We start from the raw sequence: 26802 nt of genomic DNA on the forward strand, positions 1-26802 counted from the left end.
CGCACCCCGGATTGCCAAGTCATTCCGACAGTCTGGCCGATATCCGAGTTCGTTTTCGGGTCGCGATGGTGGTGATGAACCCTGTGGCGCGGTCCACGGCGATGACCAGAAATGTCGTCAGCCAGATGGGCATGTCATAATGCGTCGCAACGCCAAACAGGAAATAGATGAGCCAGATAACCGCCAGCTCCGCACACAATATACTCAGACGCAATCCCCCATGGGCGCCTCCTTTCTCCTGAATTTCTGAATGTAACTCCTTTTAACATAAATGGCGAAAAATGCAATGAAATTATGAATTTCGCTGCTTTGGTCACGCTGCGTCAGAACGGCGGCTTGATGGTAGGTGCGCAACCGCCTATACGGGCCACACCTCGGGGTGCCTGACAGGGCTGAGATGCACAATGCGAACCCGTTGAACCTGAACCGGTTAACACCGGCGGAGGGAAGGTTTGGATTGTCCCAATACCCTTATCCCGCCGCCTTCAGTCTTTTTGGAGGACGCGATGAAATATGTGACGACTTTGGCAGCCACTCTGGCAGCCACCACGGCTTTGGCCGACACACCTGTACTGACAGTTTATGCAGGTGACTACTTTACTTCGGAATGGGGTCCCGGCCCGATCATTGAGGCCGAGTTCGAAAAGGTCTGCGCATGCGACCTGGAGTGGTCGACAGGCGATCTGCTGCCCCGGCTGTTGCTTGAGGGCGAACGCACCAAGGCGGACGTGGTCATTGGCCTGACATCCGACGTGACTGCGCGCGCCCGTGCCACCAACCTTTTTGCGCCACACGGTCAGGACAACAGCGCGCTGACCCTGCCGATCGAGTGGTCTGACGACACGTTCCTGCCGTTCAACTACGGGCACACCGCGTTCATCTACAACGAAACGACGATGGATGCGCCGCCTGCCAGCTTTGAGGCACTGCTGGCCCTGCCTGATGACGTCAAGATCGTGATCCAGGATCCGCGCACCTCTATCTCTGGTCTGGCATTGGTGCTTTGGGTGCAGGCCGTCTACGGCGACAAATCCGCTGAGGTTTGGGAGGCGCTGTCCGACAACATTCTGACGGTGACCAAGGATTGGTCGGCATCTTATGGCCTGTTCACCGACGGTGAGGCCGACATGGTGCTGAGTTATACCACCTCGCCCGCCTACCACATGTTCGCCGAAGAGGACTTTACCAAGAAGGCGGCGATCTTCCCCGAAGGTCACTATTTCATGGTCGAGACTGTGGGCAAGATTGCAGGCACGGATCAGCCCGAGCTGGCGGATCAGTTCCTGGCCTATGTGATGTCGCGTGATTTCCAGACCATCATTCCGACCGCGAACTGGTCGTTGCCATCGGCACTGCCGCAGGCGGATTGGCCCGAAGGGTGGTCCGAGCTGCCACTGCCGGAGAAGGTGCTGTTCTACTCTGAAACTGAGGCTGCAGACCTGCAAGAAAGCGCGATCGAGACATGGCGCGCCGCGCTGAGCAAGTAAGCCCCTGGCCGGGCATCGCTGCGACAGGGATCCTTGTCGCAGCGATATTTGCGGCCTTTGTCGCCATCGGCCTGCGGGTCGAAACAGGCACAGGGCTGCGCCTTGCGGAATGGCAGGCTGTACGCTTCACCATTTGGCAGGCGTTCTTGTCCGCGCTTTTTTCAGTTGCGCTGGCCGTGCCTGTGGCCCGTGGTCTGGCGCGACGTCGGTTTCCTGCACATGCGCTGCTAGTCACGTTGCTGGGTGCGCCATTTATTCTGCCGGTGATCGTCGCAGTGCTTGGCATCCTGGCGATTTTTGGGCGCAATGGTTGGGTCAATCTGGCGCTTGGCGCCTTGGGTTTGCCGGATGTGTCCATTTACGGCGCGCATGGCGTGATCCTCGCACACGTGTTTTTCAATATGCCTTTGGCCACGCGCCTGATCCTGCAAGGGTGGCAGACGATACCCGGCGAACAATTCCGTTTGGCCGGACAATTGGGACTGACGCCCGGCGCCGTGTTCCGCACATTGGAATGGCCGGTGTTGCGTCAAGTGGTGCCCGGCGCCTTTGCCTTGATCTTTGTCATTTGCCTGACGAGTTTCGCGGTTGCGCTCACCCTGGGCGGTGGCCCGCGCGCGACAACGATTGAACTCGCCATTTATCAGGCGTTTCGGTTCGACTTTGACCTCGGCCGTGCCGCGGTTCTCAGCCTGCTGCAACTGGCCGTCGCAGGGTGTGCGGCGGTGATGGCCCTGTGGATTTTGCCGCCCATCGTTTTGCAAACAGGGCGCGACCGGGTGCAGCAACGCTGGGACAGACGGACGTGGGGGCCACGTGTCCTTGACGGTTTCTGGATCGTCGCAGCGGCCGCGTTCCTTTTGATGCCGTTGCTGGCGGTTGTGTTGGCCGGTGTACCGGGGCTGTTGCAACTGCCCGCGTCGATCTGGCCCGCCACTGGGACGTCGATCTGGGTGGCTTTGGTCAGCACTGTGCTGCTGGTCGCCCTCGCCCTGCCCATCGCCGCGTGGTTGGCACAGACCAAGCGGGGCGGCGCAGAGACCCTGACTTTGCTCGGCCTGATCGCGTCGCCATTGATGATCGGAACGGGGTGGTTCCTGTTGATCTTCCCCTGGGCCTCGCCCGTGGCATTTGCTTTGCCTGTCACCGCGCTGGTCAACGCGATGATGGCCCTGCCCTTTGCTGTGCGCATCCTGTTGCCCGCGATGCGGCAGGTGTTTCGGGATTACGGGCGGCTGGGTCAAAGCCTTGGGCTGCGCGATGTTGCCTTTTGGCGGATCGTGTTGCTGCCGCGCCTGCGTCCGCAGATCGGCTTTGCCGCGGGACTCACTGCGGCGCTGTCTTTGGGTGACCTTGGGGTCATCGCATTGTTCGCGGACCCGGATGTCGCGACCTTGCCGCTGCAAATGTACCGCCTGATGGGCAGTTACCGGACCGAAGCGGCCGCCGGTGCTGCGGTTCTGCTGCTGATGCTGGCGTTTGGGATGTTCTGGATATGCGACATGTGGGGGCGGCGTCATGCTGAAGGTTAACGGACTGCGCGTCGAACAGGGCACGTTCACCCTGCACGCCACGTTCGATGTGGAGCAAGGCGCGCGGGTCGCAGTTATCGGGCCGTCGGGGGCGGGCAAGTCAACGCTGCTGGGCGCCATCGGGGGGTACGCACCCGCAACCGGTCAGGTGTTGGTTGACGGTCGTGATGTCAGCGCGGCGGCCCCCGACCAACGCGGTATGGCGATGTTGTTTCAGGACGGGAACCTGTTTCCGCATCTGACGCTGGAACAGAATGTGGGCCTGGGCATCCGCCCCGCACTCAGGCTGACCACAGCCGAACGGACCCGCGCACGTGACGCGTTGGGGCAAGTGGGGTTGGGCGACTTTGCGACCCGCAAACCCGGTGGTGTATCCGGAGGTCAACAGAGCCGCGCGGCGCTGGCGCGCGTGCTGGTTCAGGATCGCCCGCTGTTGCTGCTTGATGAACCCTTTGCCGCACTTGGGCCCGCGCTGCGTGGCGAGATGTTGGACCTGACCAGCCGTGTGGCGCGCGACGTCAACGCGACCGTTCTGATGATCACGCACGCGCCCGAAGACGCGGAACGTGCCGCCGATCAGGTGCTGTTTGTTGACAACGGTCGGGTCGACACCCCCCGGCCCGTGGCCGAGATCCTGTCCAACCCGCCCGAAGCCTTGCGAGCGTATCTAGGCCGCTGAGCGCACAGCGCGCCGTGTATCCAGGATGCCCAGCGCAGCCTGCGCCGCCTCGCGGCCCTTGGTCACAAAGTGCTCGGCATAGATGGCCGTGTGATGCGCCGTGTCCTGAAACTGGTGCGGCGTCAGCGAAACGGACAGCACCGGCACGCCGGTCTTGAGGCCGACCTGCATCAGACCGTCAACAACTGCCGCAGCCACGAAGTCATGGCGGTAGATCCCACCATCCACCACCAAGGCGGCACAGACGACAGCGTCGTAGCGCCCCGTTTCTGCAAGCGTTTGGGCCATGAGCGGCATTTCAAACGCGCCCGGCACGTCGAACGTGTCCACCTGTGTGGGCAGAATCAGTTCTGTGAAACCCTGATAGGCGCGGTCGACGATGTCGGCGTGCCAACGGGCTTGGACAAAGGCAAAGCGGGTGTGTGTCATGGCATATCTCCTTTAGGTTCAGACACGTCACCCAAGGCGATTGCGCACAAACGGCCTGCACCCGGATTGGGCGCATGCCAGCCTGTGCGTTCTCTTTCATCCGGACTGTAACCGTCGGCTCAGGCGTCTCACCTGATCTGCTGGACCCCCGCGCGGTGCGGGGCGCTCGTGGGCTCGCGGCGTACTGATCGACAGCATCCGCATACCACCGGTGGGGAATTTCACCCCGCCCTGAGAACACCCCCAGCTTGCCAAGGCTGCGCGCCCGAGGCAAGACGGACGTGACGTATCACAAGGCGGTCGCCATGCACCCGAATCCCGTGTTCCACACCGAGACTGCAGACCGGAACCTCGCCTTTGCCCGCGAGCGGGCCTTTGGCGTTCTCGCGGTCAATGGTGCCGACGGTCCGTTGATGGCCCATGTGCCGTTTCTGATTGACGAGGATGGCGCCCATTTGCACCTGCATCTGGTGCGGTCAAACCCGATTGCGCGCGCGCTCAAGGCGCCACTACAGGCCCGGATCGCAGCCAGCGGTGCGGACGGCTATATCAGCCCGGACTGGTACGACGTGCCGGACCAGGTGCCGACCTGGAACTATGTGGCGGTCCATCTGACTGGAACGCTGGAGTTACGCCCCCAAGACGAGATGCGCGCCCTGCTGGATCGGCAGTCGGCACATTTCGAAGACCAGCTTGCGCCCAAGCCATCCTGGAAAACAGACAAGATGACGCCTGACGTCCTGGACAAGATGATGCGCCAGATTGTGCCGTGCCGGATGCGGATCGACACGGTGGACGGCACCTGGAAATTGAATCAGAACAAGCCCGATGACGTGCGCCTGCGGGCTGCAACCCACGTGGACGCCTACGGTATGGGCAGCGAAACCCGCCTGCTTGCGGCGCTGATGCGCGGGGCCTAGGCTGCGCCGAAATCAACCCGGAGAATCGTGATGAAACTGTTGGTGGCGGGGCCCAGCCCCTTTGTGCGCAAGGTACTGGTTGTTCTGCATGAAACGGATCAGGCCGGCGATGTCGAGACGGTTAAGGTGACGGCGACACCCGGCGGCACGGACGCGATGCTCAAGGCCGCGAATCCGGTTGGGAAAATCCCGGCGCTGGTCCGCGATGAGGGCACGACCATCTATGACAGCCGTGTCATTTGCCGCTATCTGGACGACCGGCGGGGTGCTGGCCTGTATCCGGACACCAACCCGTGGGAAACGCTGGTTCTGGAGGCGACGGCAGATGCCATGATGGAAGCCGCCGTGCTGATGGTCTACGAAAAACGGTATCGCGACACGACAGAGCAATCGCCCGCATGGGTCGAGGCGCAGTGGAGCAAAGTGGAAAGTGCTCTGGATGCGCTGAACGCCCGTTGGATGAGCCACCTGTATGGACCGATGGATATCGGGCAAATCGGGGTTGGCTGCGCGCTTGGTTACCTTGATTTCCGGCATGAGGACCGAGGCTGGCGTGCCGGGCGGGATGCGCTGGCGGCGTGGTATGACACCTTTTCCGCTCGGCCATCCATGCAAGCGACGAATCCGGCAGCCTAGCAGGGCCATTTGCTCGAACACCGCGCGTCGTGACGTGGAAAGCACCATGATCACAGACGTGTTTGTGCGGTCGAAACGTCCGGCGCGGCGTACCGGAGTCTTATCAAGGGGTTAATCAAGCCCCCTGCGACCACGTGCGCCACTTTGTATGCTGGACGTGGGGGCATCACCCCGCTAGATAGCCCGGTGAACCAAGCCGCATTCCGTGCGGCGGGTTATGGTATTGGCCCGTTGCGGGTCGCTTGGAAACTGGAGAAGTCCCCCGTGTCCCACGCAGAAGAAGAACACGAAGGCAACCGGCGCGATTTTCTGTACTACGCCACCGCTGGCGCTGGTGCGGTCACGGCCGGAGCCGCGGTTTGGCCCCTGGTCAACCAGATGAACCCATCGGCGGACGTTTTGGCGCTGTCGTCGATCCGCGTTGACGTCAGCTCGCTTGAACCCGGTTCGCAGCTGACTGTGAAATGGCTAGGCAAGCCGGTGTTTATTCGCCGCCGCTCGGAAGAAGAGATTTCTGCCGCGCGTGACGTGGCCATTTCCGATCTGCCAGACGGCATCGCACGCAACGACAACCTGGGCGACGTGCCAGCGGACGACGAAAACCGCACGCTGGACGAAGCCGGTGAATGGTTGGTGATGATGGGTGTGTGTACGCACCTCGGTTGTGTTCCGCTTGGTGACGCTGGCGACTTTGGCGGCTGGTTCTGCCCGTGCCACGGGTCCCACTACGACACCGCTGGCCGCATCCGTAAAGGCCCCGCACCGACCAACCTGCCGGTGCCTGTTGCAGAATTCGTGGACGAGACCACGATCAAACTCGGTTAAGGGAGAGAACGAACCATGGGTGGAATTCCTCACGACCATTACGAACCGAAGGCGGCCTGGGAAAAGGGTCTGGCCAAGCGGTTGCCGATTGTTGGCCTGCTCTATGACACGCTGATGATCCCGACGCCTAAGAACCTGAACTGGATGTGGATCTGGGGCATCGTTCTGACATTCTGTCTGGCGCTGCAAATCATCACCGGCATCGTGCTGGTCATGCACTACACGCCGCATGTCGACTACGCTTTTGCGTCGATCGAACACATCATGCGCAACGTGAATGGCGGCCACATGCTGCGGTACCTGCACATGAACGGCGCCTCGCTGTTCTTTGTCGCCGTTTATGCGCACATCTTCCGCGGTCTCTACTACGGGTCTTACAAGGCCCCGCGCGAGATCACGTGGATCATTGGGATGCTGATCTATCTGCTGATGATGGGCACGGCATTTATGGGGTACGTGCTGCCTTGGGGTCAGATGTCCTTCTGGGGTGCGACCGTGATCACCGGCCTGTTTGGTGCCATCCCGTTTGTGGGTGAGGCGCTGCAGACATGGCTGCTGGGCGGGCCTGCGGTGGACAACGCCACGCTGAACCGTTTCTTCTCGCTGCACTATCTGTTGCCCTTCGTGATTGCAGGTCTGGTGATCGTGCACATCTGGGCCTTCCACACCACGGGCAACAACAACCCAACCGGTGTCGAAGTTCGCCGTGGCAGCAAGGAAGAAGCAGAGAAAGACACTCTGCCCTTCTGGCCCTACTTCGTGATCAAGGACCTGTTTGCGCTGGCCGTGATCCTGGTGGTGTTCTTTGCCATCGTGGGCTTCATGCCGAACTACCTGGGCCACCCCGATAACTACATCGAAGCGAACCCGCTGGCGACGCCCGCGCACATCGTTCCTGAATGGTACTTCCTGCCGTTCTACGCGATCCTGCGTGCCTTTACCGCTGACGTCTGGGTGGTGATCATCGCCGAGACACTGACCGGCGGTATCATCGACGCCAAGTTCTTTGGCGTGGTTGCGATGTTTGGTGCGATTGCCGTGATGGCGCTGGCGCCATGGCTCGACACCTCGTCGGTCCGCTCGGCACGCTACCGTCCGATGCTGAAGTGGTGGTTCTGGCTGCTGGTCGTCGACTTCTTTGCCCTGATGTGGCTGGGTGCGATGCCTGCGGAAGAGCCGTTTGCGTCGCTGTCGCTGATCGCCTCGGCCTACTGGTTCGCCTACTTCCTGGTCATCCTGCCGCTGTTGGGTGTGATCGAGAAACCGGACGCGACGCCTGCGACCATCGAAGAAGACTTTGCCGCACATTACGGTGGTGACGATGCGGGTGCTGCCCCATCCTCGCAACCCGCGGAATAAGGAGAGACTGCAGATGTTCAAGAAACTTGCAGCAAGTGCGGTGGCAGCAGTGATGCTGACCACCGGAGCCTTCGCCGCTGGTGGTGCTGGCGGTCATGTGGAAAACATCGACTTTTCCTTTGACGGCCCGTTCGGCTCTTATGATCAGAACCAGTTGCAGCGCGGCCTGCAGATCTACACCGAGATCTGTGCTGCCTGCCACGGCCTGCAATATGTGCCGATCCGCACCTTGGCAGATGAGGGCGGTCCAAACCTGCCTGATGACCAGGTGCGCGCCTATGCCGAGTTCTATGAGGTCTTTGACCCGGAGCTGGACGACTTCCGTCCTGCCACGGAGAATGACCATTTTCCCGGCAGTAACCTGGAAAACGCGCCCGACCTGACCATGATGGCCAAGGCACGTGCCGGCTTCCATGGCCCCTACGGCCTGGGGATCAATCAATTGCTCAAAGGCATGGGTGGTCCCGAGTACATTGCGGCGCTGCTGCAAGGGTACACAGGCGAGGAAAAAGAAGAAGCGGGTGCCGTTCTGTATGAGAACACGATCTTCCCCGGTGGTTGGATCGCAATGGCACCGCCGCTTTACGGTGAGGATCTGGACTTTGCGGACGGTCACGCGAACGATCTGCACCATTTGTCCGAAGACGTGTCTGCGTTTCTGATGTGGACGGCGGAACCCAAGCTGATGGCCCGGAAGCAAGCTGGCTTTGTCGGCGTGGTGTTCCTGACCATTCTGTCGGTGCTGCTGTACCTGACGAACAAGCGTCTGTGGGCGCCGGTCAAGGCGCGTTACAAGAAGTAACGACCTCTACATAGACATTTGGAAAGCCCCGCCTTTTGGCGGGGTTTTTCGTTTGGGGCTCTGCCCCCGTCGCGTACCGCGACGCCCCCGAGGTATTTCAGGCGAAAGGAAGGTCAGGCCGAGAGGCGGTCCTGATCGTGCCCGAGGATCTGAGCGGTCACAATCTCACCCTCGGTCTGCGGCGTTTCAAAGGTCACTTCGGTGAATTGCTCTGTCCGGCCCATCGTTGGGCTTTCCATGAGAACCTGGTGCCGTTTGTCCACCTGTGCCGCTAGGTGCTTTGTAACTTGTACGCGGCCCTGACCGCGCAGCCGGGCGGCCCGCGCCTTGATCGTAGCGCCGTCGACTTGCGGCATGCGTGCCGCAGGCGTTCCGGGGCGGGGCGAGTAAGGGAAGACATGCAGCCATGTCAGATCGCATTCCTCGACCAATTTCATCGAGTTCTCGAACATCGCGTCGGTTTCGGTCGGAAAGCCCGCGATAATGTCTGCGCCAAACGTCATATCGGGGCGCAGCGCCCGCGCTTCTTGGGCAAAGCGGATGGCATCATCGCGCAGGTGGCGGCGTTTCATCCGCTTGAGGATCAGATCATCCCCATGCTGCAAAGATAGGTGCAGGTGTGGCATCAGGCGCGGTTCGGTTGCGATGGCCTGCATCAACGCCGGGTCAACCTCGATGGAATCAATGGAACTGATACGCAGCCGCGGCAAGTCAGGGACAAGCTTGAGGATGCGCATGACCAGATCGCCCAATTGGGGTGTTCCGGGCAGATCAGCCCCCCATGACGTCAGATCAACGCCTGTGAGGACCACCTCGTTGAACCCACGCCCGACGAGGCGTTTGATCTGATCGACCACAACGCCCGCTGGCACAGAGCGAGAATTGCCGCGGCCAAAGGGGATGATGCAAAACGTGCATCGGTGGTCACATCCGTTCTGGACCTGCACGTAGGCGCGGCTGCGCGTGCCGAACCCGTCGATCAGGTGGCCTGCGGTCTCGGTCACGGACATGATGTCGTCCACCTGGACTGGCTCTGTGCCAAAGTTGCCGGACAGGCCGTCCCAGGTGCTGGCCTGCATCTTTTCGGTGTTGCCAATGACAACATCCACTTCGTCCATTTCAGCGAACGTGGCTGGTTCAGTTTGCGCCGCACAGCCCGTTACGATCAGTTTGGCGTCCGGGTGCGCGCGTCGCAATTTGCGGATGTCCTGGCGTGCCTTGCGCACCGCTTCGGCGGTAACGGCACAGGTGTTGATCACAACAGCGTTCTCAACGCCGTTTTGCGCGGCCAGCTCTTCCATCGCCTTTGTCTCATATGCGTTGAGGCGGCAACCGTGGTTGGAAAAAACGGGCGCGGTCATAGGCTGTCCAGGAACTCTTGCGTCAAGGTGCCGTCAAAGACATGTGCCGTGGGCCCCGACATCCAGACACCGTCGTCACGCCAATCGATCTGCAATGTACCACCGTCGAGGTCCACGCGCACAGCGCGCCCTGTCAGGCCCCTGCGATGCGCCGCGATGGCGGTAGCACAAGACGAGGAGCCTGATGCCAGCGTGACCCCTGTGCCGCGTTCCCAGACGCGCATACGGATGTGATCCGGTCCGACCAGATGCGCAAATTGCACATTGGTCCGTTCGGGGAACAGCGGATGATGTTCGATCTGCGGCCCAATGGTGTTCAGGTCCACGGCATTGAGGTCATCCACAAAGAACGTGCAATGCGGATTGCCCATTCCGGTTGCCACGGGTGTGCCCTCAATCGGAAGCGCAAGCGTATCGACAGCATGGGACAGCGGCACGTCCTGCCATTCAGTTTGGGGATGGCCCATGTTGACAGAAGTGATGCCATCCGCGCCTTGCGCGGCTTGCAGCGTGCCGCGCCCCGTGATGTCGATGTCCAATCGCGATTGGCCGGTCATCGCCATCTCACGCGCAGCAATGCACCGCGTGGCATTTCCACAAGCAGCCGAATGTGAGCCATCCGCGTTGTAGAATGTGAGGGTCAAATCTGTGCCTTCGGAAATCACCGCAAGCTGATCGAAACCAACACCACGGTGCCTGTCGGCAAGCGCGCGTACCAGCACCGCATCCAAGGCAACATCATGCGCGCGGGCATCTACGACGACAAAGTCGTTGCCGAGGCCGTGCATCTTCATGAAGGGCCATTGAGTGATGGGTGACTGTTGCATCCGGCGCATATAACGCTGGGGTTTTGAGGAATCCAGTATGTCGCAGAAAAACATCTCAGAATCGGCTTGACCCTGTGCCGTAGCCTTTCTAGATAGGCCGCCTAGTGGGCCGTTAGCTCAGTTGGTAGAGCAACTGACTTTTAATCAGTGGGTCGCAGGTTCGAACCCTGCACGGCTCACCACTGACACACCAGTCAAACACCGGAAGAAAAAGAAGTTTCCTCAATAGTTTGAGGTGCTTCCCGAAACTGTGGTTGGGTTTGAGCGTGGTTAGAACATAACATGAACCTTGTAAAAACGATGCCGTTACAAGGACACAATATGCCACAGATCAAGTTCAAGGATTCGACACTCAAAACGCTGTCGGCGGACAAGACCACATGGTTCACCGACCCCGACGTCAAAGGGCTGCGCCTCTGCGTCACCAAGGGAGGCGCAAAAACCTGGTGGGTCAACAAGTGGGATCCGAAGGCCCAAAAGACTCGGGCCGTGAAGCTTGGACAGTGGGCAACCAAGGGTATGCATTGCGCATGGGCCAAGAAGCAGATGGGTGCGGCGCTCCTCGACATTCAGGAGGGCAATGTCCACACAAAGGACGAGCGCGAGGCTGACAAGGCGCGTCTTGGTATCCAGACATTCGCTGAGGCTTTGGACCAGTACATTGAACACCGGACGAGCGAGAGGGCGTCGGGCAAGGCTCCGATGGTTGAGAAGACGGCCCGAGACTACCGCAATTCGTTCAACCTACATTTCACGCGGTGGGCAGACACCTACGTCGATGAAATGCCGATCCTTGAGATCAACCAATACCTAAATGCATTGCAACTCAGGCGTCCTCATGGGGCCAGAACAGCGGCGGTCGTTGCCGGTGCAGTCGTGCGGTTCATCAACCGCCTATGCGCCCTTGCATTGCCGATCCCGTCGCTGCTGGACAACACCACAATCAAAAGTCGGGTCGAGACAGGCAAGCTCGACATGTCTTTGGGATGGTCCGACCGCTGGGCTGAAATCGAACAAGTCGGTAACGAGCATATTCGCCTGTGGTGGATGCTGACGTGGTATACTGGGTTTCGGCAGGAAACGTTTCGCACGCTGACATGGGATCAAGTTGACCTTGAGGCGGGCACGGTCACGTTTCGGCGCAGCAAGCATACCTATGACCGAGAGATCGCGATTTCTGACGACGCAGTCAGGTTGTTTCAGCGCCTGCACGAAATCCAGTATGACGACTGCGATTGGGTATTCCCATCGCGCCGTATTGTCGGTGAACGTCGTGGGCACCTCGGTCAGATGGATGCCCTGAACCTGACAAAGCCCGGAGACTTGCGCCATTTCTGGATGACCGTTGCGCGGGAAGTAGCCCCGCGTCACGTTCACAGGTGGCTGGCGCAGCAGACCATGACCGACAATGACCTGCGGATGCTCGGCCAGTATGGCGAACCGACGTATGAAGAACAGAAGGCGGCGGCAAATGCGATTGCAGCGGCGATCAGCAAGCGGATTCAGGCAGCACCTTACTTCCGTTGTTGAATTGCGCCGAAACACCGCCTAAATTGAATGCACCAATACCTCCATGCCTATAGGTAGTGACCCGGATAGGTGTGAGGCCGACGCGTGAGAGTAGTGGCATTGCCACTCAGTAAGCGGGAGACGCGGTTCGGTCATGTGGGTTCCCATCACAGGACCTATAATCATGACCATTGACCAAATCGCGTCACAAATTGACTCTCTCCGGGCGGACTTGATACGTTCAAATCCACCACTGGTAATGACCAGCGCCGAAGCCGCCGAGTTTCTTGGCGTGTCAGATGAAACGATGCTTCGCTGGCGCAAAGACGATTTTGGACCGTCATATTCACAGCCCAACTGCCGAATTGTGCGATACCTTCGCGACGATGTGGTCGCATGGCTCGAGGAGAATCGGTGATGGCGCGTATCAAAAAGCAGAAAAGCGAAATTGAATTGGCGCGTTTCCATCCAAAGGATGCAGAACGCCTCCTGAGCTTCAACATAAAGAAGCAACGAATTGTCGATCTGTGCAATCAGGAGTTCGACGATGATCCTTTTGACCAAGGAAAGAATTACAGTTCGTGGCACCGCGCGCTGGACGGGCAGGAAGTCTGGGAAGGCATCGTCCAGGAGCTGGACGGTCTCTTGGACGACCAAATTGCGCATCCTCGAAGATACCTGCCGACAAACGATCCCGGTGACGATCTACGAGAATGGATGGCGCAGATTGCCAAAGCGACTTGGTGGCACGAGGTTCTCGAATTGGATATGTCGCTCAATTCCCTGAATAGCTGGTTCTCAGGACGCGTTTCGAAAACGAATCCACAGTTGCGAGAGCAAGTTGAAAGTTGGTGGTCGCTTGTGAAATCCGCAGCAGACGAGGCAGAGCGACATTCGGCGGTGGCTATGCGGGACAAGATCGCGAACGATGATCGGGAGCAGAATTCAGACTGGGACAACACTCAGCCCAAAATCGGCTCTTGGGATACGTGGTGCAAGGACTTGCTCGAAGACGGGTTGTCGGTCGACGAAGTGCGCGAGCGGTTCGTTTCTGAGGGACTGCTGCATGATCAGCACCACCTGAAACTCATTGACCTGGCCGATCCGCAGTCGCCTTTGACCGAGGGATACGTCAAGGAGCATCAAGAAGTGTGGCGTCGGCAACAGTTCGACGAATTGGCGGAAGCGGGCTTTCCGCTCGCGTTGTCGCGCACACCTCCCGAGTTCGACCAGACGCCGTTTGCACGCGAAGCAAAGTGGGGAGATCGCCGCGACGAGGAGGGGCCAAAAGACCTGAACACACATCTATACGGCAAGCACTATCGCCAGCAATGCGTCCGGCGCTGGGATGCCTCAGAGCGTCGGGTTGTTGTGGATGCCGAGATCGTCGAAGTTTCCGAAGATGGCAAGAACTGGCGTCCCGCTACTGAGCTTGAAAAGCAAGGTTGGCAGAGCGGTATCTACTTCTGGGAAAAGGCGCTGATCGAGGGCCAAGATACGAGCAATTCTTACACTCAAGAACTTGAAGCCGCGAAGACCAAAGAGAAGCGGGCTCGCCGGGCTTGGGAAAGCTGTGAACAAGACTTGCCGTCGAACCGAAACCTAGAGGTGGCATTTCGCGAAGCCGAGCGCGACTTGCAGGTCGCACTCGACAACACTCTTGGACAGTACGACTAAATCACTGCCTCTTCACCTTGGACGCGTTTCAAAATTGAGACGCGTTCTTGGGGCGTGCAACGGTGGCGCAAGGCCGCCGATACGACCGACCAAGGCTTACCTTGATGACGCAGGTGTCGGGCGCGTTCGGTCGGTGTGATGGTCGTTTCAGGGGTCATGTCAAAAGGCATTCGGGTCATCCTTCTTGAGTAGGTTGCGGTGAAACATCTCGAGCAACAAAATGCGTGTCTGCGCGGGCACGTTCTTTGAAAGCCATTCCTCGAACGCAGCAGCGGGCATTGAGAGCGCATTGTCGGCAATCATAGCGTCCACGACACGAGCCGATACTTGGTAGCGGTTGGGGCGGCCCGGACGATCTTGGATCACTTCGCTCTCCGTTGCGGTGTTGATGTTGGCATCATACAGGCAGCGGGCAGCGGTATCCGACCGACATGGCAGGTAACGATAAGGGAGTTATAGGTGCAGGGGCGTTAGGCAGGACGCTCGGTATTCTTGATGCGAGCTACTCGCGCGCGTATGCGTGTGCACAATAAAATGTTGTTGTCACTTTTCAGGCTACTGGATCAAAACCGACAACAACATTTTTTCATGCACACGTGTATACGCACAATGCAGTCTTGCATCACTGTCGCCCTGTCTCCTGTCAGAAAGACGTCCCCTTGAGGCGTCTCTCAAGCCCAACTGATAGGCTATCAGTGGGTCTAGTGTGCCAACTCATTGAACTTTAAGCATTATTCTGCATTCGCGACTTGTAACGCGAGGCATATCACAAAGTTTCTGTCGATTTAGCCTCGACCACCCCCTTTCTCTGCCGCCGATCCTCGGACCCGGGCGCATTTTGAAGATCACAAATCCACGATTTTCCCACCGCATCCGCACGGCAAATATCGCCTGTGCCCTGCCACCGCATCAAAGCCGCAGCGAAACCGCCCAAGCAACGCGTTCCTGCACATGCGCCCCACCATGATGCCCACGACCCCACAACCGCCCGTCTCTGACGCGCTCTGCAAGCCTGCGCAAACCGCCAATACTCGCCACCTGCTTTTCGCGGTTCGCTACCTGAAACTCCGGGAACGCCCACTACGCGTTCCTGATATGTTCTCTCTATGCTCGCAAGTCGGCGGGTCGCCCGCACCGTCCCGCCGACATCCAAACAGAGAAAGAAGATCGAATGCCCCTGCACGTCACAGTCCAGCCAACGCCTCACGGTTCCCGTATCTTGGGCCAAGACATTCATACGGCCTTCCACATGGACGTGCCGCTGCCCCCTGATGACCTTCATCAACTGATCATCGCCGCCGCGAAGTCTGACGACCTGCACCCGCGTGCCGAACTGATGGGGGTGATCGCTGATCGAACGCCCGAAGGCGTCCGCATCCGCGTTGTCGCGAATGCAGCCCACTGCGACATTCCTTGGCCCCTGATCGTGCGAGGCATCAAGTGACCAAGATCAAGCACCGCACCTACCAAGAGCAGCGCCAAGCCTATGACAAAATCCGCGATGTGATTGCGGGCGAAGACCGGCTGAAAAACGCAGGCGCTCGATACCTCCCCGAACCGGAAGGCATGACCACCTCCCAATACACCCGATATGTGCAGGGGTCGTCCTTCTATGCGGTCGCCGAGCGCACTCTGCGCGGCATGGTCGGTGCGGTGACGCGCAATGCCCCAGTCCTTGAATTGCCTGAACGGATTGCAGGGATGCGAGACGCCGCGACCTTCGAGGGGCATTCGCTCGACGTGCTTCTGGAAAGCGCCCTGCGCGAAGTCCTGTCCCTTGGGCGGTATGCGATGCTGCTCGACTACCCGACCGATGGCGCGGCTCCCGGCTCTGCGCCGTTCATTTCCACCTTTGACGCAGAGTCGATCTTGGACTGGAAAGAGGAACTTGTCGGCGGTCGTCAAAAGCTGACCTACCTGCGGCTGCACGAAACCAACCATGATCTCGAAGACACGGGCGTCGAACAGCACCTCGTCCTGACACTCGATCCCGCCTACACGGTCAAACGCTACCACGTCAAATCGCAGCGCAACGGCCCAGACGTGCAAACGGTCGAAGAGGTGCAAGTCGGCGAAGACATCACGCCGACAATCGACGGCTCGCCCATGTTCGACATTCCGGCTGTGATCGTGTCGCCTTACAATCTGAAAGCAGACGTTGAAAAGCCGCCCTTCCTCGACCTTGTCAACGTCAACCTCGCGCACTGGCGCGTAAGTGCGGACTATTACTGGTCGCTCTACCTGACTTCTCAGCCGACGCCTTGGGTCGCCGGGTCGATCAACGAGAAGAACATGCCTAGGCAAATCGGTAGCGGCGCGTTCTGGGTTCTGCCTCAAGGCGCACAAGCAGGAATGCTCGAGTTCACGGGCGCAGGCATCGCCGCGCAAAAGACCGCTCTCGACGATCTCACGGCTCAAATGGCAACCCTCGGTGCGCGGATGGTCTACGACGGCAAAGGCCGCAACGAAACCACCGACACGGCCCGTCTGCGCCACCGCTCCGAACTGTCCCTGCTTCACAGCAGCGTCAACATGGTCGAAGCGGGCCTGTCGAAACTCCTGCGCCTTGCCGCTGAGTGGACTCGTCCCGGCACCGCAGACGATGTTGTCTTCAAACTGCACCGTGACTTCGTGACCGCCCAGATGGACCCGGCCATTCTCACGGCCCTGCTCAAGGCATACACCGCTGGCGCGATCTCGCACGACACCTTCTTGATGAACCTCAAGAAGGGCGAACTGATGGACGTGAACCGAGCCCTCGACGATGAACGCGACCTGATTGAGGAGGACGAAAACGTGTTGCCCATGCCCGGGGGTGCGTGATGCTCACCGACCCCGACTTTGGCCAGCACAATTCTCGAACGCCGCCCGAAGAACTCCTGATTTTTGCCGTTCTGTCTCGAGCGATCTTGGACCTGTTCGGCCCCAACACTCTGGCGAACAATCAAGCTGAGGGAAAAAAGTCGCGATACGAAGCCTTGCGGTTTCTGACCGACCATTCAGGCGCGTGGGCGAAACGGCGAACGGAGCTTTGCGACGCCATCGGTTTCAACGGTGACGACGTTCGGGCGCGCGTCGTCCGCGTTCTCGAAGGCGACTCGAAGGCTCTCGACCACTACGAGGGGCGCGGCTCTCTGAACCATGTCGAAGAGGCCCGCGAGCTTTGGGAGCGTGAAAAAGACGCCCGGGCGCGCGCCCCTGCCAAACGACCCAAAGAACCGAAACGGAAAGCCGTTCGATACATGGAGGCACGCCCCAAGGTCTTGGCGCTTCTGGATCGACCGCGCACCGTTAAGGAACTGTCTGACGAAACCGGCTTCTCCGACGGCGTGGTCCGCACAGTCCTGAACAAAGCGATTGAGAAAGGCACCGTCGAGAAACAAGGAGCCGCATACCGAGTACCTGATACTCCGGTTGCGGCAACAGCGGCGTAGCACCGATATTCGATCTACAGAACGCGAGTTAGGCTCAACTTTCTGGTCTTGTGATGGAAACGGGGCGGGTTGGGCATGACCCGCCCCAATCACGAGGAACCAGAAATGGCCGACGAAAACGACAAGCAAGCAGAAGCCCTGATTGCCGCACTCGCGCCGAAAATCGCAGAGGCGATCCTTCCCCAAATCACGGAATCCGTTGAAACCCAAATGAAGGGTCTCAAGGACAAGAACGACGAGCCTCTGGACAAGCTCGCGAAGCAGAAAGCGGACGACAACCACAGTAAGCTGCTCGCCGCCGCAGAAAGCCAGTACCAAGCCCGCCTCGACGGCAACGGCGTGTATCAGGGGCGCAAACCGGGCGACAGCATCAAGATCAAGAAGTCCGATGCGCGTTCGGTGTCCAAATATCGCGAGGCCAAGGCTCTGGCCGAGAAAGAAGGCGTGCCGCTTGAGATCGTGGCCAATGACTAAGGTCACTCTGGTGCCCGGAAAAGGGCCGGTCCCACGCAAGAAGCCCGGACCGCCCAAAGGCACGCCGCGAAAGAAAACCCAGCCGCACAAAATGGCGGTGCTCCCAGATGCAAAGCGGGAGCATTACACGCGGGAGATCGTTCTTGGGCGCATGTCGATGTTTCAGGCGGGCAAAGAGCTTGGAATTTCTGATACGTCGGTCGCCCGGTATATCACCCAACTCCCCGAAGAGGAAAAACTAGCGATCCTCGCGACCGCAATGCACGACGCCAAAGTCAAAACGGCGATGCAGCACGCGGCCATCGTCAATGAGTTTGGCGAGGACACCGACAAAGACCTCAAATGGGTTCTGCGTGAGCTAAAGGCACTTCTGGAATCCGCCAAGGGCGACGAAGACCGCATGATGCAGTTGGGCGCGCTGAAAGAGCTTCGGCAGAGCCTCATGTCGCTGGCCGACCTGCATGGCAAGCTGAACAAGAAGATGGATATTCACCTGAACCTGAACGAAAGCCCTCAATTCATTCAGTTGCGCTCGATCATCCTGAAAGTGCTCAACAACCACCCTGCCGCGAAGCACGAATTTCTGAACGAGATGGACGCTATGGGGATCATTCAGGAACCTGTCCTTGTAGATGATCGGAGGTCATGATGCCGTCCCAAGTCGCAAAAGCCGCCGTTGGGATCGTGAACCAACTCGAAAAGGTCGATCTCGAAAGCCCGCGCGATATGCGCGAACAGTTCGAGTCTGCGCCGCCCATCGTCGTCAAACTCCTGTCCGAGTTGGCCGCGCGTCGAATGCTGAAACCTGCGACGCGGTGGCCGGGGCAAAACCGATGATCCACGACCCGCACCTCCTTTCCTTTCTGCAAGGTCTGACTGTCTCGCTCGATCCGGTCGAGCGGTTCCGCCTCGCAATCGGTGAGCCGGATCCTTGGCAGCGAACGCTTCTGTCCACCGATCCGCGTTTAAACGAGGCGGATCGAATGGTCCTCGCTTTGTGCGGTCGCCAGTCAGGCAAGAGCACTTCTGCGGGCGGTCTTGGGTATGACGATTTCTCAGTCGGTAAGACAGTGATCCTGACGGCCCCCAGCTTGCGGCAATCGACAGAATTGTTCCGCCGGATTCTGGAATTCAAGAACACCGATCCGTTCTGCCCGCCCATCGTGCGCCAGACGCAAACGGAACTTGAGGCACACCCATCGCACGGCGGTCGCATCATCGTTGTGCCTGTAACAGATCAGGCACGCGGTATGACGGCGGACACGATCATTGCCGACGAGGCGTGCTTCCTCGACGACGATGCTCTGACGGCCTTCTTTCCAATGCGCAAAGAGACCGGGCGCATTTTCCTTCTGTCCACTCCGAACCTGCGCGCCGGCTATTTCTACGAGACATGGACAGGTGACAAACAGGTTCGCCGCATCATGGCGCGCTCCATCGACATCCCCCGACGCGCGGCTCAAGTCGCCTTCGACAAAGCCACAATGTCCGACACCACGTTCCGCCGGGAGCATTTGTGTGAGTTTGTCGGCTCCGGCACGCCCCTTCTGTCTTGGGACACGCTCGAAAACTCAAGCAACCCGAACGTCAACGCATTGGAGCTGTCATGACCCCCGACAACCCACCCGAGTTTGAATTTCTGAAAGACGGGCGCGTTGTGCTGCCATCTAACGCTGATCCCGCGGCCTATGGCACAGTCGTTCACGGCTGGATGAAACATCATGTGGGCATGGACTTGGGGCGCAACGATCCGTCCGCAATCGTGGTAATCCGTGACGAATGCTATCCGCAGTTCACGGGTCGCGGGTTCGAGCAGGAATTGGGAGAAAGGCGCTGCACCGTCGTCTTTCAAGAGACGATCCAGCTTTACTCCTACACCGACCTTGCCGATTTCCTCGCGCGGCGTCTGAATCAAATTCCGCACTGATCCCTTGCCATCGACGCATCAGGCTTGGGCGCGCCTTTCTCCTCGACCTTGGACAATGCAGGGATCGAACACCACGCCGTTGTCATGACCGCTGGCGCGAACATGTCCCGCAGCGGCAAGGACGTGAAGATCGCGAAAACGATGCTTCTGGAGAACATGGCCGTCGGCCTTGAGACCGGCGCGCTCACCGTCGCCCACGACCTTGAAGGGAAGCAAGACCTGCTGAATGAGATCGCCAGCTTTGAACTCGCCAGCACGTCGTCAGGCAATCTCGTGTTGCAGGGCGGTGGAAAAGGCCACCACGCCGACCGGGCCATCGCAACAGCCCTCGCATACCTGTCCGCAACCCATCTCGAAACGACCCTCAGCGGCTCGTATCGGCTGCACGGCTGGGCCTGAATCCTTGCTGTCGCTTAGGTTGTATGCGACGCTGGTCGCATGGAAAATGACAAAGACCTATGGCCCAAATTTGGACCTACTGGTGACGCAGAAGAAGACGAGCGCCGCAGTAAAGAACTGCTCAGGAAACTTGAGCGGATCATCAAGGATCATAACCTAGGCGTATCCGAGGACTTGTTCCCCGATGCGGGCCGGGTGCGTCCTCCTGACAGCAAACGGAAGTTTGCCAAAGATCGCAAAGTTGTCATGTTCGCCTTCGCGTTCGGCCTGGACGTTCCCGAAGAATTGGCAAGCAAATACCTAGGGCCAGATATGCCTGAAGATGCTAGGCAAGAACTTGAAAGCAAGTATCCACCAAGACCTGCTACCGAGGAGGAACTGCGGGCACGGGCGAAGAGGTTCGAAGACAAGGACATTCCTTTCTGACCCGCGTCTCTCGTCGCGCTCGTGCCCGTGGCGCCTACCGTTGCCCGACGAGTTCGACGAGACGCGCCCAGCGACCCCCGAAAATTCGCGCGCTGACGGGCGTCTCCATGTTTTGGGCATCGACACCCACCGGCCCAAAAAACCGCGTTAGCGACGCCCGCTCATAGGTTATCGCACGAAACGACCGCTTGCAGATGGCTTGTCACGTCCTTGACGCCAGCAGCGTCCCAAATGTCGTCTCGTAGCAAGAACCGATGGCTGTTGGTGTGCTTGGTGAACGTTGAGCGGTCCTGCACAACCGATGATGGGATCAAGGCGGCTCTCGCTACCCCAAATTCAGCGCTGAACAAGACCCCTGCCAAGACATCGAACCCCGCTAAGTCTCGAATAGCAGACAGTTGGCGGGATGTGTTGTGCTGGTGCAGCCGCCTGCCTTTGATCTGAAAGCGGGTGCCTTCCGCGTCCGTCGCATCGTAGCCCTTCACGGAATTTGCTGCTTGCTCCCAGCCGAAGGCCCGACAGAACAACCATTCGGCATAGTCACCCGTCGGATTGTTAGCACTGCGCAGAATGCCTCGCCCCCTCAACTCCTCCAGGAAGCCTAAATGAGCTTGGAGCAGTTCAGAGATGGTAAGTGGCTTCAAGTCCATGCACCGAACCTACAGGCCGCCTATAGCGAGAGACAACCATGGGTGTTCAGTTCCTGTGTATGAACGCTGCCAACCGCGCATATGCTGTCGATTCTTCCTTCTGATATGCAATCAATCTACTTGGGTAAGCTTTCGCAACAGTATTGCTCGAAAAACTTTCCACATACTGCGGTGTTGACTTACGATTATTGGCGGCCATATTGGGAGGTGAGATGAAGAATCGGAGGGCAATGTGACCCAAAAACACGACAAATTTCGAGAACTCGCTGAGGGCAGGACGAACAAGGCGCTTGAAGCCATCGTTCGCCTTGGGAAGCTGTCAAATCGGCAGCTCTACGAGTGGGACGACGCCGAGGTGAGAAAAATAACGAAGGCGTTGCGCGACGCTGTTGCAGAGGTTGAGAAAAAGTTCTCTGCTCCAAAGGGTGCAAAAGAGAACAAGTTTAAGCTGTAAGGATTTCCCGAGATGACGATTGATCCCAAGACCCTTTGCGAAGCACTCATCCATGCTGACAAGGAAGACCAAGTGGTCTCGTTGCTTGAACGGGCGGGCTATTGGGACAACCCGGATTGTTGGCGTGACCTGGGTGATATGGAAAACAATTTTTCTACGGCAGGCGCGCAGCAGTCAGATCCGGTTGCAGCGCTCGTGGAGAAGCTCGTTAATGCCGCAGACGCGCGACTCATGAATGAATGTCGGGTCGCTGGCATTGACCCAGAAGGACAGGAAGCACCGCCTTCGGTTCGCCATGCGGTTGCGCAGCTGATACAAAAGTCGACGCACCCCGAAAACGAAACCAACGGCTTGATCGAAACCATGTACCCCAACGAACGCCGGGATCATGCGCGCAAGATTACATTGGCCGCTACTGGCCTTAAAGGACGCCCATGCATCACCATAGTGGATGAGGGAGAGGGTCAGACGCCAGACCGGGTTCCATTCACCTTTATGTCCCTGAACAAATCAAACAAACTCCGCGTGCCATTTGTCCAAGGACGTTTCAATATGGGCGGCACGGGGGCCTTGCGTTTCTGTGGTGATAAGCGGATGCAACTCATCGTGACCCGGCGCAACCCTGACATCCTCGACAGTGAGAACAGTGAGGATGAACTGTGGGGTTTTACCGTGGTACGGAGGGAAACGCCAACCACGGGCGAGCGCAACAGTGTGTATCGCTACCTTGCTCCGGTCGAAGCCGACGCAGGCAGGCGGGGCGGTGTTCTGCGCTTCAAGGCAGATGAGTTGCTGGTGAAACCAGACGGTAACAACGCTTACGCGGAACCTTTGAGCTTTGGTTCGCTTGTGAAGCTCTACGAGTACAAGTTTTCTGGCACGTCCAACATTTTGATGGGCGACGGGCTACTGCGCCAAGTTGACGTGAGGCTTCCAAGCCCCGCACTTCCCATGATGTTTCATGAGTGCCGCGACTATGGCGGCAAGGAAGGCAGCTATTCCAATCCGAGTACTGGATTGTCTGTCCGGCTTGCAGACAACAAGGCAGGGAATCTTGCCGACGGCTTTCCTTATGACGAAGTGATTACCGTTGATGGCCAAGAGTTCACTATCAGGTTCTTTGGGTTCAAGGAGGGCAAGGCAAAAACTTACCTTAACAAATCCGAAGGCGTCCTTTTCGTCGTGAACGGTCAGACGCAGGGGGTCTTGCATTCCCGCTTCTACACACGCAAGGGCATCAATTTCAGCTACGTATCGGATTCACTTCTGACCAGGGTTGACTGTTCGAAAATCGACCAGTGGGCGCACGAAGAACTGTTCATGAACACAAGAGAGTCGCTCGCAGACTCAGAGTTCCGTCGGAAAGTCGAAGCCGCCGTGCAGAAGAAAGTTGGCGAAAACAGCGCGCTTAAAGCGTTCAACCATCAGAGGCGTGCGGAAAAGATCAAAGAAAAGGTCAAAGACGACAAGACGATGGAGGACGTTCTCAAAAGCGTGATGCGTAAATCGCCAGCGCTTAGCGCGTTGTTCCTCTCCGGTGACAGGCTGACCGACCTTACCGCTACGGCCCCGGTGGATACACAAGAAGACTACAAGGGCGAGGAGTTCCCGACGTATTTCCATTTCCGAAACCGAAAGCCAGGGGATGTCCTTTCGAGGAACTGCGAAAAAGGGCGCGAAGTCCGCATCCCTTTCGACACAGATGCTGAGAACAACTACTTTGGCCGGGCTAAAGAGAAGGGCCGATACAGTGTGTTTGCTGTCGATCAGAACGGTGAGAACGTCACGATCCTTGACCATTCAATGAGCCTTCACAACGGGACTGCGACATTGCGAATGGAACTGCCGGACGCGCAGATCGGCGACTCGTTCACAATCAAGGTTTTGGTCACTGATAACAGCCGAATTGATCCATTTGTGAACCAGATTGAGGCGACAGTGACCCCATTTGTGGAACGGCAAGGGCAAGCTAGCACAACGCGGAAGCCCCCTTCAAAAGACAAAGGGGATGATCGCCTTGCGCCGTCTGGTTTGTCGCTTCCTCATGTTGAGTGGGTGCCACGGGAGGAATGGGATTCACACAGCTTTGACAAGCATTCTGCCCTTAAGGTCGTCCAATCTGACGAGGCGGACGACCCATCGCAACGAAGCTTCGATTTCTTTATCAACGCTGAAAATATCTACTTGCAGAAGGAAATGGAGCGGGCAAAGGGAACCGAGGACCTGCTTCGGGAACAGTTCAAGATAGGACTCGTATTGGTCGGGCTTGCGCTCATCCACGAGGCTGGCGACGAAGCTGACGGCCAGGACATCGCGGAACGGGTCGCCTATTCGACCCGAGCCATGGCAATGATGCTTATCCCGATGATCAATTTCCTAGGTGATCTCGACCCGGAAGATCTGAAAGCTGAGTTGGCCGCTTAGCCTTTCGGTGAAACAGAACAACTTCCCGAGACCCTGCTTTGCGGCTCTGGCGTTCGGCGTGCCATTTCCGGTTTGGAACGTCGCGCCAAATCCGATCCTCATCGGCTTCTTGAGAACCAATTTCGACCAGGCCCGCATTTTCCATAACCTCCAAGTATTTTGGAAGTTGCCAGTCTGGTTCTGAAAACGCGACCATTTGGACGATCTTGGTGTCGTGGTCACTGATCTTTGCCAGAGACGAGAATATTGCTTCCAGATTGGCGAAGTAGGTTTTGAGTTCTTTTTCATGCCGATTGCCAAGCGTGTAGTAGCGCTCACCATCACCATCCAGCTTGTTTGCGATCCAGTAAGGAGCTGGAGTCTCACGCCGACCATTTACCTGCCAACGGTGATACAGAACATGAATGCCTGGATATGGAGGTGACGTGACAATCAGCTTAGGAGCGCCGGCATCGGTTACCGTCTCATGTTCATGAAGCTGGTTGGAATTGCATTTCAAAATGGTCGGAGTTGGGATGCCACGGTGATCGCCGATCTCCTCGCGCAGCAGGTCCATGTCGTCCAGCATCATGACGAAGTGTTTAGAGACTTTGTCCCGCAATTCAGATACCGACATAAGATTTCTGCGACCGTCTAAAGACAGTTGCGCAGAGCGAAGAACCACGCAGCGAGCGAAGTTCTCGAGGCGCGAGCATCCAAGTTTTTCGATCTCACTGAGAGCAGCGGAAATGATATTTCTGTGGCGCCATGTCTCCGAACCTTCCAGGTGTCGGAAATACCCTTTTTCGCGCCATTGCGGGCTTGTGTCATGAGTTCGGGAAATCTTGAGAACCCGTTCGAAATCTGGAAGCCAGCTCCGCAGTTCACTGGTTTCGGATTCCCTGAGGATCGTTGACTTCACCTCGCTGACGAAAACCGCCAATTCGTTGATGTCTGTGCCCAGGCATTTCCGCCTTGCTCGCAGAGCCTCAACAGCCGTGGTCCCGCCACCAACAAATGGGTCAAGCACCAAGTCTCCCTCGTCTGAAAACGCCTCGATGGCGGCTCGGGCAAATTGGGGAGAAAACCTTGCTGGATAGCGGTAGAACTGGTGTGTCGCGCCTCGAACCGAACCCCGGTCCCGCGCCGCTGACCTTATGTGGTAGAAATCCTCACTTGATAAAATCATGTCCGCCTGGCTGCCTTTTCTTACCAGGTATGAATCCTTGTGGCCTCCAGGTCAAGGTGCCATACAACCGATAGCGCCTGTGTGGGTTGTTGGCGGCATATATGGGGCTTTTGAGCTCTAAAGCCGCATCATTGCCCTTGTTACATCCTTGTAACGTAGCCTCCGCGCCCTGAAAAACCGCCTGTTTTCAATCCGGTTAGTCGCTAGTCGAAGGAACTTTTAATCAGTGGGTCGCAGGTTCGAACCCTGCACGGCTCACCACTGAAATCAATATGAGATGACACTTGGTTTGTCGCTTTTGACACGAGTTCACCGCTTTTTCAGCTATTTCTGACCGTTGTAGATGGTGCGTCTTGAACCTACGCTGAAGGAGAGAAAGCACTGCCGGGTTTCTTTCTGAGATGTATCCATTAGTCCGCGTTGGTTTTTGGCGGTCATATGAGTCGGGACATTGAATGGCGCATTGGTACACAGCAGACCCCCACTTTGGGCATGAGAACGTAATCGAGTTCTGCCAGCGCCCTTTCGAAAACTCGGAGCAAATGGATCAAGTGCTGCTCACCAATCTTCGTGATCGTGTGGGTCCTGAGGACGATCTCTGGATCGTCGGCGACTTTGCATTCGGACCGAGAGCAAGAGACCCACATTATCTTGGTGAGATTTTCGGACAGTTGCCGGGTGCGAGAAGACACTTGGTTGTCGGCAACCATGATCTGCGGCCAACTTTGGATCTACCTTGGGACAGTGTTGGACTGCTGGTGGAGTTGCGAGACGGACCCATGAACCAGCTGAACACGCTTTGCCACTATCCGATGATCACCTGGAACCACGCAAGAAGAAGCGCTCTTCAACTCTTTGGACATGTCCACAACAATTGGCTGGGTTCGCGAAACTCAGTGAATGTCGGTGTGGACGTTTGGGATTTTGCGCCGGTCCATTTTGAAGAAGTTGAGAACAGAAGCAAGACGCTGGCCCCAAACCTGCACTGGGAGGATGTGGAGCCCAAAAGGTAGTGCGGGAAGCAGCCATTCGCTGCGGAACCGATGAGAGGGTAGGACTGGCGAAAGCTGACATTCGGAACTGTTGGTCTGCGGTCGGTCAACATACGTACAAAATGTTTCTCATTTGTTCCAGCTCATGCAACTGAGTGAGAAAAAGAATTTGTTTTGGCGAGGCGAACAGATGGGCGAGAATTCGAAAATTGAGTGGACAACCCACACGTTTAACCCTTGGTGGGGCTGCACAAAGGTGTCTGAGGCCTGCAAACACTGCTATGCTGAGGCATGGGCCAAGCGACTTGGTCAAAGGGTCTGGGGACCTAGGGTCATGACCCATTGATTTCCGCTTATTGTGGTGATTCACGATTCACAAACGAGCGGTTAGTATGTCTGATCTTTTCTGGT

32 protein-coding genes, 1 tRNA gene and 2 riboswitches are annotated in these 26802 nt (G+C 57.9%); of the genes, 26 read left to right on the top strand and 7 right to left on the bottom strand.

All coding sequences use genetic code 11. The features are described 5' to 3' along the window. Positions 1-19 precede the first annotated feature (19 nt). Positions 20-214, bottom strand: a complete 195-nt coding sequence (locus Q0936_RS15325) for a hypothetical protein (protein ID WP_299296924.1) — start codon at positions 212-214, stop codon at positions 20-22. A 151-nt stretch (positions 215-365) separates the two neighbouring features. Beyond that, positions 366-465: riboswitch (TPP riboswitch) on the top strand. Between the two features lie 41 nt (positions 466-506). On the opposite strand from Q0936_RS15325, the gene Q0936_RS15330 reads away from it, so the two are divergent. From Q0936_RS15330 to Q0936_RS15340, 3 genes are read left to right on the top strand one after another with little or no spacing between them, the layout of a single operon-like run. After that, positions 507-1487 (top strand): thiamine ABC transporter substrate binding subunit, encoded by a 981-nt coding sequence (locus Q0936_RS15330; RefSeq protein ID WP_299296927.1) that lies wholly within the window; start codon positions 507-509, stop codon positions 1485-1487. Then, positions 1463-3019 carry a thiamine/thiamine pyrophosphate ABC transporter permease ThiP gene (locus Q0936_RS15335; protein WP_299296930.1) on the top strand — a complete coding sequence of 519 codons (1557 nt, stop codon included), beginning with the start codon at positions 1463-1465 and terminating at the stop codon, positions 3017-3019. The genes Q0936_RS15330 and Q0936_RS15335 overlap by 25 nt, the downstream gene beginning before the upstream one ends. Beyond that, positions 3006-3698, top strand: coding sequence for an ATP-binding cassette domain-containing protein (locus tag Q0936_RS15340; protein ID WP_299296932.1), 693 nt, complete (start codon positions 3006-3008; stop codon positions 3696-3698). Before Q0936_RS15335 ends, Q0936_RS15340 begins: the two co-directional genes overlap by 14 nt. Here the strand turns inward: Q0936_RS15340 and Q0936_RS15345 are convergent. Continuing rightward, a complete protein-coding gene (locus Q0936_RS15345) occupies positions 3687-4127 on the bottom strand; it encodes a 6,7-dimethyl-8-ribityllumazine synthase (protein WP_299296935.1) in 441 nt (146 codons plus the stop codon). The two genes, Q0936_RS15340 and Q0936_RS15345, sit on opposite strands and share 12 nt — an antisense overlap. Positions 4128-4211: 84 nt before the next feature. Then, positions 4212-4370: riboswitch (FMN riboswitch) on the bottom strand. 62 nt (positions 4371-4432) lie between these two features. Here Q0936_RS15345 and Q0936_RS15350 point away from each other — a divergent pair. The 5 genes from Q0936_RS15350 to Q0936_RS15370 all read left to right on the top strand — a co-directional run bounded on the left by Q0936_RS15350 (position 4433) and on the right by Q0936_RS15370 (position 8669). Next, positions 4433-5047 (top strand): FMN-binding negative transcriptional regulator, encoded by a 615-nt coding sequence (locus Q0936_RS15350; RefSeq protein WP_299296938.1) that lies wholly within the window; start codon positions 4433-4435, stop codon positions 5045-5047. Between the two features lie 30 nt (positions 5048-5077). Then, on the top strand, positions 5078-5683 hold the full coding sequence (locus Q0936_RS15355) for a glutathione S-transferase (protein WP_299296941.1): 606 nt from the start codon (positions 5078-5080) through the stop codon (positions 5681-5683). 264 nt (positions 5684-5947) lie between these two features. Beyond that, positions 5948-6508, top strand: coding sequence for a ubiquinol-cytochrome c reductase iron-sulfur subunit (gene petA / locus Q0936_RS15360; protein WP_299143869.1), 561 nt, complete (start codon positions 5948-5950; stop codon positions 6506-6508). Between the two features lie 15 nt (positions 6509-6523). Beyond that, positions 6524-7867: a cytochrome b gene (petB, locus tag Q0936_RS15365; protein WP_299143871.1), complete on the top strand. Its 1344-nt coding sequence runs from the start codon at positions 6524-6526 to the stop codon at positions 7865-7867. Positions 7868-7880: 13 nt separating this feature from the next. After that, on the top strand, positions 7881-8669 hold the full coding sequence (locus tag Q0936_RS15370) for a cytochrome c1 (protein ID WP_299143874.1): 789 nt from the start codon (positions 7881-7883) through the stop codon (positions 8667-8669). A gap of 113 nt (positions 8670-8782) precedes the next feature. On the opposite strand, the gene mtaB is transcribed toward Q0936_RS15370, so the two are convergent. After that, positions 8783-10030 carry a tRNA (N(6)-L-threonylcarbamoyladenosine(37)-C(2))-methylthiotransferase MtaB gene (gene mtaB / locus Q0936_RS15375; RefSeq protein ID WP_299296944.1) on the bottom strand — a complete coding sequence of 416 codons (1248 nt, stop codon included), beginning with the start codon at positions 10028-10030 and terminating at the stop codon, positions 8783-8785. Continuing rightward, on the bottom strand, positions 10027-10866 hold the full coding sequence (gene dapF / locus Q0936_RS15380) for a diaminopimelate epimerase (protein WP_299296947.1): 840 nt from the start codon (positions 10864-10866) through the stop codon (positions 10027-10029). The genes mtaB and dapF overlap by 4 nt, the downstream gene beginning before the upstream one ends. A gap of 97 nt (positions 10867-10963) precedes the next feature. Between dapF and Q0936_RS15385 the strand changes: the two genes are divergently transcribed. From Q0936_RS15385 to Q0936_RS15400, 4 genes are all read left to right on the top strand, one after another. Then, positions 10964-11039, top strand: a tRNA-Lys gene (locus tag Q0936_RS15385). 139 nt (positions 11040-11178) lie between these two features. After that, positions 11179-12387, top strand: a complete 1209-nt coding sequence (locus tag Q0936_RS15390; protein WP_299296949.1) for a tyrosine-type recombinase/integrase — start codon at positions 11179-11181, stop codon at positions 12385-12387. 163 nt (positions 12388-12550) lie between these two features. Beyond that, a complete protein-coding gene (locus Q0936_RS15395) occupies positions 12551-12784 on the top strand; it encodes a helix-turn-helix domain-containing protein (RefSeq protein ID WP_299296951.1) in 234 nt (77 codons plus the stop codon). Further along, the gene (locus tag Q0936_RS15400; protein WP_299296953.1) at positions 12784-14043 is read left to right on the top strand and encodes a hypothetical protein; all 1260 of its coding nucleotides are present in this window, start codon (positions 12784-12786) and stop codon (positions 14041-14043) included. The genes Q0936_RS15395 and Q0936_RS15400 overlap by 1 nt, the downstream gene beginning before the upstream one ends. 159 nt (positions 14044-14202) lie before the next feature. Here Q0936_RS15400 and Q0936_RS15405 read toward each other — a convergent pair whose 3' ends face one another. Then, positions 14203-14409, bottom strand: a complete 207-nt coding sequence (locus tag Q0936_RS15405) for a hypothetical protein (protein ID WP_299296955.1) — start codon at positions 14407-14409, stop codon at positions 14203-14205. Positions 14410-15292: 883 nt separating this feature from the next. Between Q0936_RS15405 and Q0936_RS15410 the strand changes: the two genes are divergently transcribed. The 10 genes from Q0936_RS15410 (at position 15293) to Q0936_RS15455 (ending at position 20703) form a co-directional block, all read left to right on the top strand. After that, on the top strand, positions 15293-15487 hold the full coding sequence (locus tag Q0936_RS15410; RefSeq protein WP_299296957.1) for a hypothetical protein: 195 nt from the start codon (positions 15293-15295) through the stop codon (positions 15485-15487). Beyond that, the gene (locus tag Q0936_RS15415; protein ID WP_299296959.1) at positions 15484-16866 is read left to right on the top strand and encodes a DUF4055 domain-containing protein; all 1383 of its coding nucleotides are present in this window, start codon (positions 15484-15486) and stop codon (positions 16864-16866) included. The genes Q0936_RS15410 and Q0936_RS15415 overlap by 4 nt, the downstream gene beginning before the upstream one ends. Then, positions 16866-17477, top strand: a complete 612-nt coding sequence (locus Q0936_RS15420) for a hypothetical protein (RefSeq protein WP_299378230.1) — start codon at positions 16866-16868, stop codon at positions 17475-17477. The genes Q0936_RS15415 and Q0936_RS15420 overlap by 1 nt, the downstream gene beginning before the upstream one ends. 75 nt (positions 17478-17552) lie before the next feature. Continuing rightward, positions 17553-17951 carry a hypothetical protein gene (locus Q0936_RS15425; protein ID WP_299296964.1) on the top strand — a complete coding sequence of 133 codons (399 nt, stop codon included), beginning with the start codon at positions 17553-17555 and terminating at the stop codon, positions 17949-17951. A gap of 91 nt (positions 17952-18042) precedes the next feature. Continuing rightward, the gene (locus tag Q0936_RS15430; protein ID WP_299296966.1) at positions 18043-18600 is read left to right on the top strand and encodes a hypothetical protein; all 558 of its coding nucleotides are present in this window, start codon (positions 18043-18045) and stop codon (positions 18598-18600) included. After that, positions 18597-18788, top strand: coding sequence for a hypothetical protein (locus tag Q0936_RS15435; RefSeq protein ID WP_299296969.1), 192 nt, complete (start codon positions 18597-18599; stop codon positions 18786-18788). The genes Q0936_RS15430 and Q0936_RS15435 overlap by 4 nt, the downstream gene beginning before the upstream one ends. Continuing rightward, positions 18785-19561, top strand: a complete 777-nt coding sequence (locus Q0936_RS15440; protein ID WP_299296971.1) for a terminase family protein — start codon at positions 18785-18787, stop codon at positions 19559-19561. The genes Q0936_RS15435 and Q0936_RS15440 overlap by 4 nt, the downstream gene beginning before the upstream one ends. Then, positions 19558-19878 carry a hypothetical protein gene (locus Q0936_RS15445; protein ID WP_299296973.1) on the top strand — a complete coding sequence of 107 codons (321 nt, stop codon included), beginning with the start codon at positions 19558-19560 and terminating at the stop codon, positions 19876-19878. The genes Q0936_RS15440 and Q0936_RS15445 overlap by 4 nt, the downstream gene beginning before the upstream one ends. Before the next feature lie 84 nt (positions 19879-19962). Continuing rightward, positions 19963-20277 (top strand): hypothetical protein, encoded by a 315-nt coding sequence (locus Q0936_RS15450; RefSeq protein WP_299296975.1) that lies wholly within the window; start codon positions 19963-19965, stop codon positions 20275-20277. Between the two features lie 39 nt (positions 20278-20316). After that, complete coding sequence (locus Q0936_RS15455; RefSeq protein ID WP_299296977.1) at positions 20317-20703, top strand: hypothetical protein; 387 nt, start codon at positions 20317-20319, stop codon at positions 20701-20703. A gap of 161 nt (positions 20704-20864) precedes the next feature. On the opposite strand, the gene Q0936_RS15460 is transcribed toward Q0936_RS15455, so the two are convergent. After that, positions 20865-21353, bottom strand: coding sequence for a hypothetical protein (locus tag Q0936_RS15460; RefSeq protein ID WP_299296979.1), 489 nt, complete (start codon positions 21351-21353; stop codon positions 20865-20867). 232 nt (positions 21354-21585) lie between these two features. Between Q0936_RS15460 and Q0936_RS15465 the strand changes: the two genes are divergently transcribed. Together Q0936_RS15465 and Q0936_RS15470 are read left to right on the top strand one after the other, a co-directional pair. Beyond that, positions 21586-21807: a hypothetical protein gene (locus Q0936_RS15465; RefSeq protein WP_299296981.1), complete on the top strand. Its 222-nt coding sequence runs from the start codon at positions 21586-21588 to the stop codon at positions 21805-21807. A 12-nt stretch (positions 21808-21819) separates the two neighbouring features. Beyond that, positions 21820-24231 (top strand): hypothetical protein, encoded by a 2412-nt coding sequence (locus Q0936_RS15470; RefSeq protein ID WP_299296984.1) that lies wholly within the window; start codon positions 21820-21822, stop codon positions 24229-24231. Here the strand turns inward: Q0936_RS15470 and Q0936_RS15475 are convergent. Next, on the bottom strand, positions 24176-25399 hold the full coding sequence (locus tag Q0936_RS15475) for a DNA methyltransferase (protein WP_299296986.1): 1224 nt from the start codon (positions 25397-25399) through the stop codon (positions 24176-24178). The genes Q0936_RS15470 and Q0936_RS15475 overlap by 56 nt on opposite strands. Positions 25400-25854: 455 nt before the next feature. On the opposite strand from Q0936_RS15475, the gene Q0936_RS15480 reads away from it, so the two are divergent. Continuing rightward, positions 25855-26412: a metallophosphoesterase gene (locus Q0936_RS15480; RefSeq protein WP_299296989.1), complete on the top strand. Its 558-nt coding sequence runs from the start codon at positions 25855-25857 to the stop codon at positions 26410-26412. Positions 26413-26581: 169 nt separating this feature from the next. Then, on the top strand, positions 26582-26737 hold the full coding sequence (locus Q0936_RS15485; RefSeq protein WP_299296991.1) for a DUF5131 family protein: 156 nt from the start codon (positions 26582-26584) through the stop codon (positions 26735-26737). Positions 26738-26802: the final 65 nt, after the last annotated feature.

Source organism: uncultured Tateyamaria sp. (assembly GCF_947488715.1).
In the GTDB taxonomy this organism is placed as follows: domain Bacteria; phylum Pseudomonadota; class Alphaproteobacteria; order Rhodobacterales; family Rhodobacteraceae; genus Tateyamaria.

Coding starts and splice junctions, on each gene's coding strand:
- Q0936_RS15330 (WP_299296927.1), top strand. CDS start 507: ATGAAATATGTGACGACTTTGGCAGCCACTCTGGCAGCCACCACGGCT.
- Q0936_RS15335 (WP_299296930.1), top strand. CDS start 1,463: ATGGCGCGCCGCGCTGAGCAAGTAAGCCCCTGGCCGGGCATCGCTGCG.
- Q0936_RS15340 (WP_299296932.1), top strand. CDS start 3,006: ATGCTGAAGGTTAACGGACTGCGCGTCGAACAGGGCACGTTCACCCTG.
- Q0936_RS15345 (WP_299296935.1), bottom strand. CDS start 4,127: ATGACACACACCCGCTTTGCCTTTGTCCAAGCCCGTTGGCACGCCGAC.
- Q0936_RS15350 (WP_299296938.1), top strand. CDS start 4,433: ATGCACCCGAATCCCGTGTTCCACACCGAGACTGCAGACCGGAACCTC.
- Q0936_RS15355 (WP_299296941.1), top strand. CDS start 5,078: ATGAAACTGTTGGTGGCGGGGCCCAGCCCCTTTGTGCGCAAGGTACTG.
- petB (WP_299143871.1), top strand. CDS start 6,524: ATGGGTGGAATTCCTCACGACCATTACGAACCGAAGGCGGCCTGGGAA.
- Q0936_RS15370 (WP_299143874.1), top strand. CDS start 7,881: ATGTTCAAGAAACTTGCAGCAAGTGCGGTGGCAGCAGTGATGCTGACC.
- mtaB (WP_299296944.1), bottom strand. CDS start 10,030: ATGACCGCGCCCGTTTTTTCCAACCACGGTTGCCGCCTCAACGCATAT.
- dapF (WP_299296947.1), bottom strand. CDS start 10,866: ATGCGCCGGATGCAACAGTCACCCATCACTCAATGGCCCTTCATGAAG.
- Q0936_RS15390 (WP_299296949.1), top strand. CDS start 11,179: ATGCCACAGATCAAGTTCAAGGATTCGACACTCAAAACGCTGTCGGCG.
- Q0936_RS15395 (WP_299296951.1), top strand. CDS start 12,551: ATGACCATTGACCAAATCGCGTCACAAATTGACTCTCTCCGGGCGGAC.
- Q0936_RS15400 (WP_299296953.1), top strand. CDS start 12,784: ATGGCGCGTATCAAAAAGCAGAAAAGCGAAATTGAATTGGCGCGTTTC.
- Q0936_RS15410 (WP_299296957.1), top strand. CDS start 15,293: ATGGACGTGCCGCTGCCCCCTGATGACCTTCATCAACTGATCATCGCC.
- Q0936_RS15420 (WP_299378230.1), top strand. CDS start 16,866: ATGCTCACCGACCCCGACTTTGGCCAGCACAATTCTCGAACGCCGCCC.
- Q0936_RS15425 (WP_299296964.1), top strand. CDS start 17,553: ATGACCCGCCCCAATCACGAGGAACCAGAAATGGCCGACGAAAACGAC.
- Q0936_RS15430 (WP_299296966.1), top strand. CDS start 18,043: ATGGCGGTGCTCCCAGATGCAAAGCGGGAGCATTACACGCGGGAGATC.
- Q0936_RS15435 (WP_299296969.1), top strand. CDS start 18,597: ATGATGCCGTCCCAAGTCGCAAAAGCCGCCGTTGGGATCGTGAACCAA.
- Q0936_RS15440 (WP_299296971.1), top strand. CDS start 18,785: ATGATCCACGACCCGCACCTCCTTTCCTTTCTGCAAGGTCTGACTGTC.
- Q0936_RS15445 (WP_299296973.1), top strand. CDS start 19,558: ATGACCCCCGACAACCCACCCGAGTTTGAATTTCTGAAAGACGGGCGC.
- Q0936_RS15450 (WP_299296975.1), top strand. CDS start 19,963: ATGACCGCTGGCGCGAACATGTCCCGCAGCGGCAAGGACGTGAAGATC.
- Q0936_RS15455 (WP_299296977.1), top strand. CDS start 20,317: ATGGAAAATGACAAAGACCTATGGCCCAAATTTGGACCTACTGGTGAC.
- Q0936_RS15460 (WP_299296979.1), bottom strand. CDS start 21,353: ATGGACTTGAAGCCACTTACCATCTCTGAACTGCTCCAAGCTCATTTA.
- Q0936_RS15470 (WP_299296984.1), top strand. CDS start 21,820: ATGACGATTGATCCCAAGACCCTTTGCGAAGCACTCATCCATGCTGAC.
- Q0936_RS15475 (WP_299296986.1), bottom strand. CDS start 25,399: ATGATTTTATCAAGTGAGGATTTCTACCACATAAGGTCAGCGGCGCGG.
- Q0936_RS15480 (WP_299296989.1), top strand. CDS start 25,855: ATGGCGCATTGGTACACAGCAGACCCCCACTTTGGGCATGAGAACGTA.
- Q0936_RS15485 (WP_299296991.1), top strand. CDS start 26,582: ATGGGCGAGAATTCGAAAATTGAGTGGACAACCCACACGTTTAACCCT.